This is a genomic window from Phreatobacter aquiterrae (genome assembly GCF_053471285.1).
This window is the reverse complement of sequence record NZ_JBJPHW010000009.1, coordinates 95,186-109,413: the sequence shown is the minus strand read 5'-3', so window position 1 is coordinate 109,413 and position 14,228 is coordinate 95,186. Positions and strand designations below refer to the sequence as shown.

Sequence of the window (14,228 nt, the reverse complement as noted above, 5' to 3'; positions counted from 1 at the left end):
CGGCATGACGATGGACGGACGCCTCGCGGGACGGGTGGCACTCTACGGGGTGGCCTACCTGACGCTCGGCTTCATCCTGCTGCCGCTGATCTTCGTCACCTGGCTCGCCTTCTTCGCCCAGGAAATCCCCTCCTTTCCGCCGGAGGGCTATTCGGTGAAGTGGTTCGGCGCCATCGCCGACAACCGCAACTTCGTCACCGGCTTCTGGACCAGCCTGCAGGTGGCGGTCGCCGCGACCGTCATCGGCCTGCTGATCGCCGTGCCGGCGAGCCTCATCCTCGCCCGCCGGCAGTTCGCCGGCAGCGCGGCCCTCAGCCAGTTTCTGCTGCTGCCGCTGGTGGTGCCGGGCGTCGTCATGGGCACCTCCATCTACGTTTTCCAGATCGAGACGGAGATCGCCACCGGCCTGCCCATCCTCGGCTCGGTCGGCGGCCTCGTTGCCGGTCACACCCTGCTCGTCATCCCGTGGACGGTGCGCCTCGTTACGGCGAGCCTCACCGGGCTCGACCGGGCGGCGGAAGAGGCTGCCCAGAGCCTCGGCGCCAACCAGTGGACGACCTTCTTCCGGGTGACCCTGCCGGCAATCCGGCCCGGTATCGTTGCCGGGGCGCTGTTCGGCTTCGTGACCTCCTTCGGCAATCTGGAGATGAGCCTGTTCCTCGTCGGACCCGGCCGCATCACCCTGCCGATCGCCATCCTCCAGTATCTGGAATGGAAGATCGACCCGACGGTCGCCGCCGTCTCCGTCCTCCAGATCCTTCTCATCGCGGTCGCCATGGTCATCACCGACCGCTACGTGAAACTTGCCCGAGTCGTCTGATCCATGGCCTCCCTTACCCTCGACGGTCTGACCAAGCGCTACGGCGACAATGCCGTGGTCAAGTCCGTGTCGCTCGACGTCCGGGACGGCGAATTCCTCGTGCTGCTCGGCCCCTCCGGCTGCGGCAAGACGACGACCCTCAGGATGATCGCCGGCTTCGTGCCCCCGAGCGGCGGGTCGATCCGGATCGGCGAAAAGGACATCACCACCCTGCCGCCGTGGAAGCGCAATGCCGGCCTGGTGTTCCAGAGCTATGCGCTGTTTCCGCACATGACGGTCAACGAGAACGTCGCCTTCGGCCTCGACATGCGGAAGGTGGACAGGGCCGAGCGCGACCCGCGCGTCGCCGAGGCGCTGCGCCTCGTCCGTCTCGAAGGCTATGGCGAGCGTTACCCCCGCCAGCTCTCCGGCGGCCAGCAGCAGCGCGTCGCCCTCGCCCGCGCCCTCGTCATCCGCCCCGACGTGCTGCTCCTCGACGAACCGCTCTCCAACCTCGATGCCAAGCTGCGCCTCGAGGTGCGGCTCGAGATCCGCGCCCTTCAGCAGCAGCTCGGCCTGACCACGGTGATGGTGACACACGACCAGGAGGAGGCCCTGACCATGGCCGACCGGCTCGTGGTCATGTCCGACGGCAAGGTGCGCCAGGTCGGCACCCAGTCCGACCTCTACGAGCGGCCCGCCGATCTCTTCGTGGCTGATTTCGTCGGCCGTTCCACCATGATCTCCGGCGCCGTGACCGGCCCCGGATCATTCCGCTCCGATGGCGGGCTGATGCTGACATGCGCCGCCGGTGAGGCGACCGGCCCGGCGACCATCGCGCTGCGCCCGGAGCGCCTGACGCTTGGGGCGGCGGCCCAGGGCCTCGACAACCATGCCTCCGGCAAGGTCGGCTTCGTGTCCTATCTGGGCGCGCTTCTCGACGTGCATGTCCACCTGAACGACACCGATCACGTCGTCGTCCAGATTCCCAACCGTGCCGATGGCCTCGTTCCGGCTGTCGGCGACACGATCGAGGTCGGCTGGCCGGCCTCGGCCTGCCTCGTCTTTCCGCGCGAGGCTGCCTGAACCATGCGGCACACCGCCGCCAACTGGGAAATCCAGAAGGGAGAAGTCGACATGACCAAATTCACCAAGGGAATTGACCGGCGCACCACGCTGAAGGGCCTCGGCCTTGCCGCTGCAGGCGGGCTGCTGCCCTCCGGCGCCCTCACCCCGGCCTCGGCCCAGGCCGCCGGCCGCGTCGTCGTCGGCACCTGGGGCGGCGACTACGCCCGCCTGCTGAGCAAGAACGTCGAGGAGCCCTTCCTCAAACCCAAGGGCTTCGAGGTCGTCCAGGACCAGGCCTCCGACGCCCCGCGTCGCGCCAAGATGGTCGCCGAGCGCCGCCTGCCGCGTGGCACCACCGACATCCAGGGCCTCTCGGCCGCGCAGATGTTCGAGATGAATGCCGCCGGCATCGCCGAGCCGATCGACTATTCCAAGCTCAAGAACGCCGGCAACATCATCCCGATCGCCAAGTATCCCTATGGCATCGGCCACATCATCTCCGGCAAGGTCGTCGTCTATAACCCGAAGCTGGTGACCGCCGCGCCCACCGCCTACAAGGACGCCTTCGATCCGAAGTACGGCAACAAGCTCGGCTTCATCGACATCCAGTACCAGTACGTGATGCTTGCCGCCGGCCTCGCCGCCGCGGGCGACATGACGAACCTGGAAAAGGGCAAGGAACTGCTGCTGGCGGCCAAGCGCGGCGGCGCCCGCATCTACCCGACCAACGAGGCCTTCGCGCAGGCGCTGAAGACCGAGGAGATCACCATCGGTCTCATGTGGAAGGCCCGCGCCGTGCAGTGGCAGAACGCCGGCATCACGGTCGAGTCCATCGCCCCCAGCGAGGGCACCATGGCCTATGTCTCCGGCTTCATGATCCCGAAGAACGCGCCGAACAAGGCCGGCGCCTACGCCTACATGGACGCCATGCTGGAGAAGGGCGCCCAGGAGAACTTCGCGATCGACATGGGCTACGCCCCGACCGTCACCAATGCGGTCGTCGCCCCCGACCTCATGAAGCGCATCGGCTTCACCGAGGACGAGAACAAGAAGATGAAGGACCTCAACTACGAATTCCTCGCCAAAAACGATTCAGCGATGAAGGAGTGGTGGGACAAGGTCTTCAAGGCCTGATCGGGGGCATCGGCTCGCCATGGCGGCACTATCCGAACGACCGGTCGGCGAGCCCGGCAATCTGACGGCGGCGGGCCTTCTCGTGCCCGCCACCATTTTCGTCGCGATCGGCCTCATGGTGCCGATCGCGATCCTCTTCCGCTACAGCCTGAACGCCTTCGTTCCGGGTCAGTTGATGGTCGACGCCCTGACCATCGACAACTACGTCAAGTTCTTCACCGACCCCTTCTACCTGCAGGTGCTGTGGCGCACGATCCGCGTCGCGGTCGCCTGCACCATCTTCTGCCTCCTCTTCGGCTTTCCGCTGGCCTATGTGCTGGCGCGCTCCCAGTCCCGCTTCAAGAACCTGCTGGTGATGGCGATCGTGCTGCCGCTCTTCGTCGGCAATGCGGTGCGCGCCGCCGGCTGGATGGTCGCCTTCGGCTCGCGCGGCTTCGTCAACTCGACGCTGATGGGAATGGGCGTCATCTCCGAGCCCATCGAGATCATGTACACGGAGATGGCGGTCGTCATCGGCATCATCGCGGTGAACCTGCCCTTCATGGTGCTGACGCTGCAGAGCGTCATCGAGGGCATCGACCGCAATGTCGAGGAGGCGGCCTTTTCCCTCGGCGCGCCGCCCATGACCATGGCGACGCGGGTCCTCTTCCCGCTGGCGCTGCCCGGCATCCTCGCCGGCGTCATCCTCACCTTCATTCTGGCGATGAACGCCTATGCGACGCCGGTGCTGCTCGGCGGGCCGAAGTTCCAGACCATGGGTCCGCTGGTCTTCTCCACCTTCGCCCAGCAGAACAACTGGCCGTTCGGCGGCGCGGTGTCGTTCATCCTGATGACGGCGACGCTGATCCTCACCGTCGCCTCCAGCCTGCTGATCCGCCGCCGCTACGCCTGAATCAGGGCGGCGATCTCCGCCGCCAGTTCGCATTGCGGCCGCGCCGCATCGAAGCGATGCCAGCCGATGACGCCGAGATCGTAACCCAGTTGCGTCTCGACGGTCGCAGCCGTCGCGTCCGAGGGATCACCGCGCCGGGCCTCCACGCGCGCCTTGAGCCGGTCGGAGGGCACGTCCAGCCAGACGCCGAAGAAGGGCACGCCGGACGCGCCGGCCAGCGCTTCCATAGCATCACGCTCTCCGGGCCGTGCGTGGACCGCGTCGGCGATGACGGCGCTGCCAGCGGCCAGCACGGCCACCGCGCCTGCCCTCATCGCCGCATAGACGGTCTGCGACACCTCGGGCCTATAGGCCTCGGGCGCGAGGCGATGCTGCGCCGCCACCCCGAAATGCGCCTTGCGCAGCCGGTCGCTCGACAGGATGCGCGCACCGGGCAGCGCTCCGAGATGCGGGGCGAGTGCGGCGGCAAGGCTCGACTTGCCCGAGCCGCTGAGGCCGCCGACGGCCACCAGCACCGGAGGCGTCCCGGCCAGCGCCTGCCGCGCCAGCGCCAGATAGGCGTCAGCCTCCTCCCCGACTCCGCCGGCCGACGCGGTGACATGGGCCCTCACCGCGGCCCGGACGGCGACGAGGAAGGGAACGAGGGCCAGCCCGGCCGCCTCGCCGGTGGCGTCGCAGTAGCGGTTCAGCAGCCGGTTTGCCGCTGGTTTCTGTTCCCGGTGCCAGAGATCCATGATGAGGAAGGCGAGATCGTAGAGCACGTCCGTGGTGGCGAGATCCTCGTCGAACTCGAGGCAGTCGAAGATCACCGGGCGGCCGCCGATCACGCAGATGTTGCGCAGGTGCAGGTCGCCATGGCAGCGGCGGACCTGCCTCTCCCCGGCGCGCCGGTCGAGCAGGGCCGCGTGCCGAACGAGCACTGCGCGGAACTGGCGATCGAGCGCACCCGCGGCATCCGCGCCCAGGAGGCCGCTGTCGACGAAGGCCTTCGCATTGACGTCCAGCACCCGCGCCATGCGGGCGGCCCCCTGGCTGTCGCCCGACACCTCCGCCTGTTCGTGCAGCGCGACGATTTCGGCCGCGAGCCTCTCCACCAACTCCGGTTCCAGCGGGCCGATGGTGGCCAGCCGGTCGAGCAGGCCATGCTGATCGAAGGGCCGCATCCGCACGACCGCATCCACCAGGGCGCCGTCAGCGTCGAAGACCAGGGCGCCGTCGGATGCGCGGGTGATGCGGCTGATGCCCTCGTAGATCAGGCTCCCGGGGTCCGTGCGCCGGTTCAGGCGGTATTCGCGCTCGCAGAACATCAGCCGCCGCTCGGGCGTCGAGAAATCGAGATAGGCGAGCCTCACCGGCCGCTTCAGCTTGAACACGACGTCGCGCCCGATGACCACGTGGGAGATATGCGTCGTGACGCGTTCAGCGCCAGCGCCGGCTTCCCGCATGAGAAAGGCGAGAACCTCCGCATTGTCGCCCCGCGCCTCCATGGCATGGTCGCCGGTCATTCCACGCCGCCTCCGAAATCCCGCCCCGCGCGCCCCTGCATAGCCGAGATGATCGACAGGCTCTATGACGAGGATCAGGCGGAGGCGATGGCATGTATGACGTGATCGTGGTGGGCGCGGGCTCGGCGGGCGCGGCGCTGGCGGCGCGGCTCTCGGAAGATGCCGGCCGGCGCGTGCTGCTGCTGGAGGCCGGCCGAGACTGGCGCGCCAGCGAGGCGCCGCACGTCCTGCGCAGCGCCAACATCGTCCCCTTCATGCACGACCCCCGCCATCAGGCGGAGTGGCAATGGCCGGGCCTCATGACCCGCCGCACGCGCACGCAGGAGCCCAAGTTCTACTGGCGCGGCAAGACGATGGGCGGCAGTTCCACGGTCAATGCGCAGATCGCCATCCGCGGCGTGCCGGAGGCTTTCGACACCTGGGCCACTCTCGGCTGCACCGGCTGGTCGGCGGCCGACGTCCTGCCGCTCTTCGACGCCATCGAGGACGACCCGGTGACGGGGACGGGCCCCGGCCAGCGTCGCGGCGGCCCCCTGCCCGTCCATCGCGCGCCGATCGATGAATGGGGCAGCGTCGACCGCGCCCTGCGCGCGGCGGCCCTCGACAGCGGCTATCCGTGGAAGGAGGACCTCAACGCCCCGTCCGGCGAGGGCGTCTCCTGCTACCCGATCAACAGCCGCGACGGCCTGCGCGTCACCACCAATGACGGCTACCTTGAGCCCGCGCGCGGCCGGTCGAACCTCAAGATTCGCGGCGAGGCGCTGGTCGACCGGGTGCTGTTCGACGGCGCGCGCGCCACCGGCGTCCGCGTGCGCTTCGGCGGCGGCGACTGGCAGGACATCCACGCGTGCGAGGTCGTGCTTTCAGCCGGCGCCATCCACAGCCCGGCCATCCTCATGCGCTCCGGCATCGGCGCGGCCGCTGATCTCGCCGCGCTGGGCATCCCTGTCGTCGCCGATGTTACGGCGGTCGGACGCGGCTTCATGGACCATCCGATCCTGCGGGCGACGCTGGCTCTCCGCCCGGAGGCGGCGGCGCAATCGCCGGACGCCCGCCACACCAATTGCTGCGTGACCTATTCCTCGCGCCTCGCCGGCGGCGGCAAGCGCGACATGATCATGATCGGCTTCAATCACCGGGGACTGTCGGAGGGCCGCCCCTCCTCCCAGGGCGCCATCGGCGTGGCGCTCTACGACGCCTTTTCGCGCGGCGAGGTACGCCTCGCCTCCGTCGATCCCGACGCCAACCCCGTCGTCGAGGAGAACATGCTCGACGACGCGCGCGACCGGCTGCGCATGCGCGACGGCGTCAGGCGGCTCGCGGCCATCGTCGATCATCCCGCAGTGACGGGGATCGCCTCGACGGTCACCTTCGGCGACAGCGGCATGGACTTTGCCAGGGCCGCCGCCCTGCCCGACGACGAACTCGACGCCCTGACGCTGACAGAGGCCTGGGACATCCAGCACGCCGCCGGCACCTGCCGCATGGGCGCCTCGGGCGATCCGCTGGCCGTCGTCGACCCCGATCTGAGGGTGCGCGGCGTTGCCGGACTGCGTGTCGCCGACGCCTCAATTATGCCGACCGACTGCCGCGCCAACCTGCATTTCACCTGCGTGATGATCGGCGAGATGGCCGCCCGCCGGATGAGGGGCTGAGCCGCGGGGAGCGGCACCTGCGGCCGACGCCCGCCACGACCTCAGGGTTGGCGATCGATTCGGTAGAGCCGTGCGAAGCCCTTGTCGCTGACGAGGCTCAGTCCGGGGACCTCGCCCGCATGCATGCCGGCGTTCGGCAGGTCGGCATTGATGAGCAGGACATAGTCGAACCGGGCACGCCAGTTCCGAAGGTACGGATACTCGTCGGGCTCAGCCATCCGCGGATTGTCGAGGTCGTCGACCCTGGGGGTACCGCCTTCCGGGACAGAGATGTCCTTCCATGGCGGGAGGATTTCCAGTGGCTGCTTGCCGGCGGCAGTGAAGATCGTCGGCACGAAACCTAGGCGGCTCATGACAACCGTCGCCCCGAGATGGCGGTAGATGGGAACGCCAACGGCGTAGCGACCGAGCGGAGCCCGAAGCCACTTCGTCACGTTGTCGGGGCGGTTTTCGGCAACCAGGACAGCTGCTCCTGCGGGCATGCTGATGGTTGCGGCGTCGATGGAGCGGATATCGGCCTGCCGCTCCATCCACGTGTAACCGATGAAGGCTGCCTTCATAAGAACCAGCGCCAGCGTGATGGCGAGGACGAGGCGTTCTTTCTCCGCCGTCCCGGCAAGGCGCGGCCGGATGGAGCCGGCGAGCAGAAGGCCGGCCATCATCGGGATACGGATGTCGATGAGACCGGTACCGAAGGCGGTCTCCGGTACGAAATGGGACATCGCGAGCAGCAGAACTCCCATGCCGAAGAGGCCTGCATGCAACTCGATCCGCCCGCGCCACGCCGCATAGGCCGGAGTCGCCACCAGGGCGAACAGCGTCGCCAGATCGGCAATCACCGAATAGGTCCGGACAGGCGCCAGGAAGATCGCCAGCCGCTCAAGCGAGAACAGCGAGCGAAACTTCAAGACCGTCCCGAACAACTGGGCATCGGCAACCTGTTCGTGCGCTCCAGGCAGCCTGGGAGCCGTCAGAACAAGAACGACGAGGGGAATGCAGCACGCGAGCCCGGCCAGCACCACACGCCGGGCCAGGAGCCAGCGTATCTGCGGCAAGCGAATGGCCGGAAGTCGGCGCCCAACGTCGATGCCGACGAGCAGGACGAGATAGAACAGCAGCCCGAAGACATGAACGATCAGGATCCCGGAGGCAAAGGCGAGACGCACCAGCCAGCGGCCAACGCCAGGTATGTGGGACAGCTTCAGGTCCAGAGCCGCGCCGAACATGGCTAGACCCAGGGCGATCTGGAAGCTGAGAAGGCCGCCCGTCAGCACGAAGTTCCACGTGAGCGCCACCAGCGCCACCTGCCAGACGTGCCAGACACCGAAGATGGTCCGGTTCAGGACGATCGCGCCCAGGGGGAGGATCAGGACGGCGAGGCCGACGAGGACGGGTGTCACAGCCTCAAGGGAGATGAGGCTGCCGATGCCGACGGCGAGCAGGTCGGAACCGATGTTGGTGCGGGCGAGCGACCAGTCGGGACGGAACATGTTCGCGACGGGTGTGCCTTCCGCATGGCCGAGCAAGATCCAGTAGCGGACTAAGTGGTTCGGATAGTCCCACAGCGTCGGCATGCGAATGAACAGCAACGGCAGGACCGCCGCCACGAGCGCCACGGCGAGCGCCAGCGGAACAAGTTCCGACGCTGGATTGACAAGGCGCTTCATCTGTTTCCCGGGAGTGTCATAGCCCGCATGGGCTGTCCGTGGCGGTCATTCACCCCGGCCTCCGGAAGACCCGTCCGAGCAGGAGGAAGGTCAGGATCGTCGTCAGAGCGATCGACACCAACTTGGCGGCATAGGGCGACCCTGACGCAAGCAGAACGGCCCAGAAGACGCCGGTTGCGAACAGGAACTGCACCAGAATGGTGAGAGCGAACTGCACGATCAGCCGGAGATTGACGATGTCCCCCATCGACCGGCCGAAGGTGATGGTCCCATTCATGATGAAGCTGTTCAGCGCGCCCGCCAGGAAGCCGATGATATGGGCCGGCAGCGGCGCGACGCCTGCCACACTGACGAGCAGCGCGAAGATGCCGGCATCGATCAGCGAATTCACCACGCCGACGCCGATGAAGGATGCCAGCCGCCGGATCATAGAGCCTGCCGGGTGTCGCCGGACGGGTGGGCGTCGCTCTCTCCAGCCGCAGCCTGCGAGCCCGTTCCGCGCAGAATCGTATCGATGATGAAGAGCGGCCGGCGTTTGGATTCGAGCACCAGCCGACCGACATATTCGCCGAGGATGCCGAGCACGATGAGCTGGACCGCGGAAAAGGCCGCGACCGCCATGATCAGGCTGGTCCAGCCGTCGACGACCTCTCCCATCGCCCAGCGAACCGCGCTGTAGCCCATTAGGCACAAGGCGAAGAACACGGCAAGAAAGCCGGTCCAGGTCGCGAGTCGCAGGGGCTTGATCGAGAAGGAGGTCAGCGCGTCGACGGCGAAGCGGACCATTTTCGACAGAGGATACTTCGTCTCGCCGGCGAAACGGGGATCGCGCGCGTAGCTGATCGCCACCTGGCTGCCGCCGATCCAGCTCACCAGTCCGCGCGTGAAGCGATGCTGCTCGGGCATCGACAGAAGGATATCGACGACCCGCCGGTTCATCAGGCGGAAATCACCGGAGTCGGCCGGAATGTCGACTGATGAGAGGGTGCGGAGCACGCGATAGAAGATCGCCGCGGTCGCACGCTTGAACAGCGTCTCGCCGACGCGCGCGGCGCGCTTGCCATAGACGACCTCGGCGCCCCCATCCATCAGGTCCATCATGCCGGCGAGGAGTTCCGGAGGGTCCTGGAGATCGGCGTCGATCAGCAGGACCCGCTCGCCACGGGCTGCCTGCAGTCCGGCCATCACGGCCATCTGATGCCCGTAGTTGCGACGCAGCCTCACGGCCACGACACAAGGGTCTCGAGCCGCCAGCTGCGAGATCAGCTTCCAGGACCTGTCGGTCGAACCATCATCGACCAGAACGATCTCGAAATCCTCGGCGACAGCCGCCAGAGCGGCCGCTTTCGCCCGGCGATGAAACTCGCCAATCGTCTCTTCCTCGTTGAAGCAAGGCGCGACGATCGACACCCGCGGGCGATCCCCGGCCGCGCTTCCGGAGCTGCTTTGGATCACGATGACAGGTCTCCAGGGGCATTCGGCCAACGGTGTCCGCGGGACAGAGCACCATCGAGAGAAACATACGCTGCACCCCTATGCCAGAGCCCTGCCCCTTAACAAGCCTCCACGGGGATTGCGCGGTGACGCCACCACTGATCCCATGTGATCACAAGAGGGCGGCTCGCCGGCCCTGCAGCGCCCGGACGCCGATCGGGTCGAGCTGTCCGTTGGCCCGCGCGGCCGGGACAGACCAAGAGTTGCGGTGCGGGCCGCCGCGAATCCCGCACGTCTGGATACGCGCCCAGTGCTACCCGGGCGCTGACGCGATGATGTGGGTCAGAGACGCCCAAGCAGCATCAGGATCACCACGATGATCAGGACCGTGCCGAGCACGCCCACGCCGCCATGACCAAAGCCATAGCCGTATCCACCGAACCGGCCACTGAAGCCGCCGAGCAGAAAGATAATCAAGAGGATAACGAGAATGGTTCCGAGCGACATGGACATTTCTCCATAGTTTCAAGCGATCCCAGCGCGTATGCGATGGACCAATCGCGGCATCCAATTCCCAGTATCGGAAGCAAATCAGACAGGCGGATATTTGCACTTGATGCACATCAAGGGGAGTCTTGAATGCGCGAATATTCAGGTTCTACTCATGTGAGTTTACGCGCGTGACCATCGCTTGCAAGGGGACCATGTCTCCTGACATCAGGGTCGTGCATCCGTCATGCTCATCGGAGCCCCGGACATGTTGCTTCACGACCTCGCCGCGCTGAGGGCCCAACTCGCCGAGGACGCCGCCGTGCGTGCGCGATTCCTCGGACGGCTTCATCCGGGCCCGGCTGCGATCCGCATGTTGCGGCTCCTTGGCGCCATCGTCGCAACGCCGGCGCGGTGGAGAGCGCTGACGCTGGCGCTCATTGTCGGCGCGGTCACGGTGACGGAAGTCCTGGTGGTGCTGCGCCTCGCGGTCTGGAATGCCGATTTCTTCAATGTGCTGGAAGCGAAATCCTTCGCCAGCCTGATCAACCAGATTTGGATTCTGGCGGCTATCGTGACGGGCATGATGGTCCTGCAGGGCCTGAGCCTGCAGACCAAGATGCAATTGCAGATGGTGCTGCGGAGCCATCTGACCCACATCGTCCGCGACTCCTGGATGTCGGACGGACGCTACTACCGCTTGCGGATGACCGCCGGCGAGCACGACAACGAGGACGGCCGGATCGCGGAGGACATCCGGGTGGTCTGCGAGATGGTGGTCGAGTTCCTGGTCTCGCTGCTCTATGCCTTCATCCAGCTGACCCTGTTTGCCGGCGTCCTCTGGCTGTATTCCGGGCCGCTGACGATCGCCGTCGGCGGGACGTCCTTCACCCTTCCTGGGCACATGGTCTGGGTGGCGCTCGGCTATGCCGCCATCGGTTCCGCCATCGTGACTCTGGTCGGGCACCCGCTTGTAAGGGCGACCGACCGACGCCAGGCGGCGGAGGCGAACTATCGGGCCCGTCTGGTCAATGTAATCGCCCATGCGCCGGCGATCGCACTGACCGGGGCGGAGGCCGGCGAGAGGCGCCGGCTGGCGCGCGCCTTCGAGGGGATCAGGGGCGCCTGGGCGGTGCAGACCGCCTCGTTCCGCAACCTCATCTTCTTTTCCTCCGGCCTTGCGCTGCTCACCACCATCCTGCCGCTGCTGATCCTCGCGCCGCGCTACCTGCACGGCGAGATGAGCCTTGGAACGCTGATGCAGGTGACCATCGCCTTTGGACAGGTGACCGCAGCCCTGTCCTGGCTGGCGGGCAACTATTCCAGCATCGCTCAATGGGAAGCCTCGGCAGCGCGTGTGCTCGCGCTTCAGGAAGCGGTCGAAGACCTGGGAGGCCGCGCCGTGACGGGTGCAGGCCTGCTGTCACGCGAGCCGGCGGAAGGACCCCTGCTGGCCTTTCGCGATCTCAGCGTGGTGACCCCCACAGGCGAGGTGCTGCTGGAGCATTTCAGCGCCGAGATCCGCCTCGGGGAGCGGGTGCTCGTGGAGGCCACTCCCCAGGCCGCGGCGGCGCTGTTTCGGGCAATCGCCGGACTGTCGATCTCGGGAGCGGGACGGATCGAACTGCCGCGGGACAGCGCGCCGTTCTTCATGGCTGATCGATCCTATCTGCCGGAGGCGACCCTGCTCGAAGTGCTGGCGGAACCGCGCCCGCCGGAGAGCTTTGCCCCCGAGGCGGTCGCCCGGGTTCTGGTCGATGTCGGATTGGCCCAGGTCGTGCCGCGCCTCGGCACGACCGCGCTGTGGGAACAGGAATTCGGTATCGAGGACCAGCAGCGGCTGGGCTTCGCCCGCCTGCTGTTGCACCGGCCCGACTGGATCCTGATGCATGATGCCTCGAGCGCGCTATCGCCCGAGGCCGAGGACATGCTCATCGAATTGATCGCGAAGGCCCTGCCCGGCTCCGCACTGATCACCATCACCCACCGCGCCATGGCAGGTCGCATGTTCAACCGGCGCATCTCCGTATCGACGGTCGGGCGGGCCCCTTGAGAGATATGCAGAACCGGCCAGCTCGTCTTGCGCTCAATCGAAGGTGTAGTGTTTGTCAAAGCGGGATGCGTTCCCCGCCCTGCACCAACACTGTCTGTTCAGGCATCAGGGCTATGAGCCACCGGCTGTCACAGATGGCTCTGCTGAGAAGCGACCCCTGAAGCGGCGCTGCCGGAATGACCGGCGGCCGAAGCCGCCGGTCATGTTCTCTGCCGGCTGATCAGCCCTGGCGGCGCGGGATGAGGCGCGTGACCTCCCGGGACATGTCGCGCAGCACCTCCTCGGGGGAGGCCTTCTGCTCGACGATGCGGGCGAGGTTGTCGACCATGACCTGCGTCACGCGCACCGAGTTCTGGCCCGGGAAGGCGTACCACGGGATCATCAGGTGAACCTGCTTCGTCGCCGCCTGGAACAGCGGGTTCGCCTTGTAGAACTCGCCCAGATACATCGGATCGTCGATGGCGAGCTGGTTGCACGGCACGTAGCCGGTGTTCTTCGCCATCAGCGTCGTGCCCTCGGCGGAGGTCGCGAACTTGATGAACTCCCAGGCCGCAGCCTGGCGGGCCGGATCCTTGGCGGTCATCATGGCGCCGGCGCCGCCGGTCGGCAGGCGGCCCTTGACCGGGTCGATGACCGGCAGGGTGGTCGTCCGCAGCTCAAAGCTGTTGCCGACGGTGCCGGAAATCTGCCGCACCTGGGCGGTAGTGCGGAACATCATGCCCATCTTGCCGGCGCCGAAGGACTGCAGGTCGGCATTCCCGGTCAGGTTCGGCATCTTGCCGTCCTTCACCATGCGGTCGAGCAGACGCAGGGCGGCAAGGCCCTCGGCGCCGTCGAAGGCGACCTTGCTCTCGTCCTCGGTCAGCATGCGGCCGCCATGGCCGTAGAGCAGCGCCGAGAACATCCAGTCGTCGCCCGGCCAGCGGAAGAACATGCCGCTGTTGCCGTCGCCGAGCGCGCTGATCTTGGCCGCCAGGGCGATGACGCCGTCCCAGTCCTTCGGGAAGGTCTCGGCGCTGGCGCCGACCTTCTTCAGGAGGTCGACGTTCATGTAGCTGATCGGGTTGGACGTGGCGAAGGGCAGGCCGCACTGCACGCCGCCATGGTGGCCGAGGCCGAGAATGGGCCTGGAATAGCCGATCTTCGCCAGGTCGCCCTCGCGGTCGAGGAAGGGCTTCAGGTCGGCGGCGATGCCGCGCTCGGCGAAGAGACGCAGGCGGTTGAGGCCCTGGAAGGAGACGTCCGGCATGCCGCCGGTTGTCGCCTGGCGCAGCACCAGTTGGGCGCCGTCCTCATAGGTCGGCGTCGGATTGGAATAGGTGACCTTCACCTTGTCGCTCTTCTTGTTGAAGGCTTCGGCGACGGCTTCCATGGCGGCCTTGAAGATCGGCGGCATGGAATAGTGGGCGACGACCTCGACGGTCTGGGCGCGGACCACATGCGGCATGGCGATGGTGGCGGCGCCGGCCATCAGGCCGAGCGTCGAGCGGCGGGTGAGCTTCGTGGACATGACAACCTCGGTTCCGGGGCTG

At 66.9% G+C, this 14,228-nt stretch carries 12 protein-coding genes; 6 read left to right on the top strand and 6 right to left on the bottom strand.

Going from position 1 to position 14,228, the window contains the following annotated elements; all coding sequences use genetic code 11:
• Positions 1-4: 4 nt before the first annotated feature.
• The 4 genes from ACJ4V0_RS14740 to ACJ4V0_RS14725 are packed head-to-tail and all read left to right on the top strand — an operon-like array spanning position 5 to position 3,893.
• Positions 5-820: an ABC transporter permease gene (locus tag ACJ4V0_RS14740; protein WP_448300348.1), complete on the top strand. Its 816-nt coding sequence runs from the start codon at positions 5-7 to the stop codon at positions 818-820.
• A 3-nt stretch (positions 821-823) separates the two neighbouring features.
• Complete coding sequence (locus tag ACJ4V0_RS14735; RefSeq protein WP_448300347.1) at positions 824-1,885, top strand: ABC transporter ATP-binding protein; 1,062 nt, start codon at positions 824-826, stop codon at positions 1,883-1,885.
• 51 nt (positions 1,886-1,936) lie between these two features.
• Positions 1,937-3,001: an ABC transporter substrate-binding protein gene (locus ACJ4V0_RS14730; RefSeq protein ID WP_448300346.1), complete on the top strand. Its 1,065-nt coding sequence runs from the start codon at positions 1,937-1,939 to the stop codon at positions 2,999-3,001.
• A 19-nt stretch (positions 3,002-3,020) separates the two neighbouring features.
• Positions 3,021-3,893, top strand: a complete 873-nt coding sequence (locus tag ACJ4V0_RS14725; protein WP_448300345.1) for an ABC transporter permease — start codon at positions 3,021-3,023, stop codon at positions 3,891-3,893.
• Here the strand turns inward: ACJ4V0_RS14725 and ACJ4V0_RS14720 are convergent.
• Positions 3,884-5,398 (bottom strand): bifunctional aminoglycoside phosphotransferase/ATP-binding protein, encoded by a 1,515-nt coding sequence (locus tag ACJ4V0_RS14720; RefSeq protein ID WP_448300344.1) that lies wholly within the window; start codon positions 5,396-5,398, stop codon positions 3,884-3,886. The genes ACJ4V0_RS14725 and ACJ4V0_RS14720 overlap by 10 nt on opposite strands.
• Before the next feature lie 92 nt (positions 5,399-5,490).
• On the opposite strand from ACJ4V0_RS14720, the gene ACJ4V0_RS14715 reads away from it, so the two are divergent.
• A complete protein-coding gene (locus tag ACJ4V0_RS14715; protein ID WP_448300343.1) occupies positions 5,491-7,053 on the top strand; it encodes a GMC family oxidoreductase in 1,563 nt (520 codons plus the stop codon).
• 41 nt (positions 7,054-7,094) lie between these two features.
• On the opposite strand, the gene ACJ4V0_RS14710 is transcribed toward ACJ4V0_RS14715, so the two are convergent.
• From ACJ4V0_RS14710 to ACJ4V0_RS14695, 4 genes are all read right to left on the bottom strand, one after another.
• Positions 7,095-8,669, bottom strand: a complete 1,575-nt coding sequence (locus ACJ4V0_RS14710; protein WP_448300342.1) for a hypothetical protein — start codon at positions 8,667-8,669, stop codon at positions 7,095-7,097.
• A gap of 100 nt (positions 8,670-8,769) precedes the next feature.
• On the bottom strand, positions 8,770-9,150 hold the full coding sequence (locus ACJ4V0_RS14705) for a GtrA family protein (protein WP_448300341.1): 381 nt from the start codon (positions 9,148-9,150) through the stop codon (positions 8,770-8,772).
• Positions 9,147-10,130 (bottom strand): glycosyltransferase family 2 protein, encoded by a 984-nt coding sequence (locus ACJ4V0_RS14700; protein WP_448300340.1) that lies wholly within the window; start codon positions 10,128-10,130, stop codon positions 9,147-9,149. The genes ACJ4V0_RS14705 and ACJ4V0_RS14700 overlap by 4 nt, the downstream gene beginning before the upstream one ends.
• Positions 10,131-10,496: 366 nt before the next feature.
• On the bottom strand, positions 10,497-10,661 hold the full coding sequence (locus ACJ4V0_RS14695) for a DUF3309 family protein (RefSeq protein ID WP_448300339.1): 165 nt from the start codon (positions 10,659-10,661) through the stop codon (positions 10,497-10,499).
• A gap of 250 nt (positions 10,662-10,911) precedes the next feature.
• Between ACJ4V0_RS14695 and ACJ4V0_RS14690 the strand changes: the two genes are divergently transcribed.
• Positions 10,912-12,696 carry an ABC transporter ATP-binding protein/permease gene (locus ACJ4V0_RS14690; protein WP_448300338.1) on the top strand — a complete coding sequence of 595 codons (1,785 nt, stop codon included), beginning with the start codon at positions 10,912-10,914 and terminating at the stop codon, positions 12,694-12,696.
• Positions 12,697-12,916: 220 nt separating this feature from the next.
• On the opposite strand, the gene ACJ4V0_RS14685 is transcribed toward ACJ4V0_RS14690, so the two are convergent.
• Positions 12,917-14,206: an ABC transporter substrate-binding protein gene (locus ACJ4V0_RS14685; protein WP_448300337.1), complete on the bottom strand. Its 1,290-nt coding sequence runs from the start codon at positions 14,204-14,206 to the stop codon at positions 12,917-12,919.
• Positions 14,207-14,228 lie beyond the last annotated feature (22 nt).

Excerpts from the sequence above, each read along its gene's own strand:
- ACJ4V0_RS14720 (WP_448300344.1), bottom strand. The coding sequence starts at position 5,398 with ATGACCGGCGACCATGCCATGGAGGCGCGGGGCGACAATGCGGAGGTT.
- ACJ4V0_RS14685 (WP_448300337.1), bottom strand. The coding sequence starts at position 14,206 with ATGTCCACGAAGCTCACCCGCCGCTCGACGCTCGGCCTGATGGCCGGC.
- ACJ4V0_RS14725 (WP_448300345.1), top strand. The coding sequence starts at position 3,021 with ATGGCGGCACTATCCGAACGACCGGTCGGCGAGCCCGGCAATCTGACG.
- ACJ4V0_RS14695 (WP_448300339.1), bottom strand. The coding sequence starts at position 10,661 with ATGTCGCTCGGAACCATTCTCGTTATCCTCTTGATTATCTTTCTGCTC.
- ACJ4V0_RS14705 (WP_448300341.1), bottom strand. The coding sequence starts at position 9,150 with ATGATCCGGCGGCTGGCATCCTTCATCGGCGTCGGCGTGGTGAATTCG.
- ACJ4V0_RS14715 (WP_448300343.1), top strand. The coding sequence starts at position 5,491 with ATGTATGACGTGATCGTGGTGGGCGCGGGCTCGGCGGGCGCGGCGCTG.
- ACJ4V0_RS14740 (WP_448300348.1), top strand. The coding sequence starts at position 5 with ATGACGATGGACGGACGCCTCGCGGGACGGGTGGCACTCTACGGGGTG.
- ACJ4V0_RS14690 (WP_448300338.1), top strand. The coding sequence starts at position 10,912 with ATGTTGCTTCACGACCTCGCCGCGCTGAGGGCCCAACTCGCCGAGGAC.
- ACJ4V0_RS14735 (WP_448300347.1), top strand. The coding sequence starts at position 824 with ATGGCCTCCCTTACCCTCGACGGTCTGACCAAGCGCTACGGCGACAAT.
- ACJ4V0_RS14730 (WP_448300346.1), top strand. The coding sequence starts at position 1,937 with ATGACCAAATTCACCAAGGGAATTGACCGGCGCACCACGCTGAAGGGC.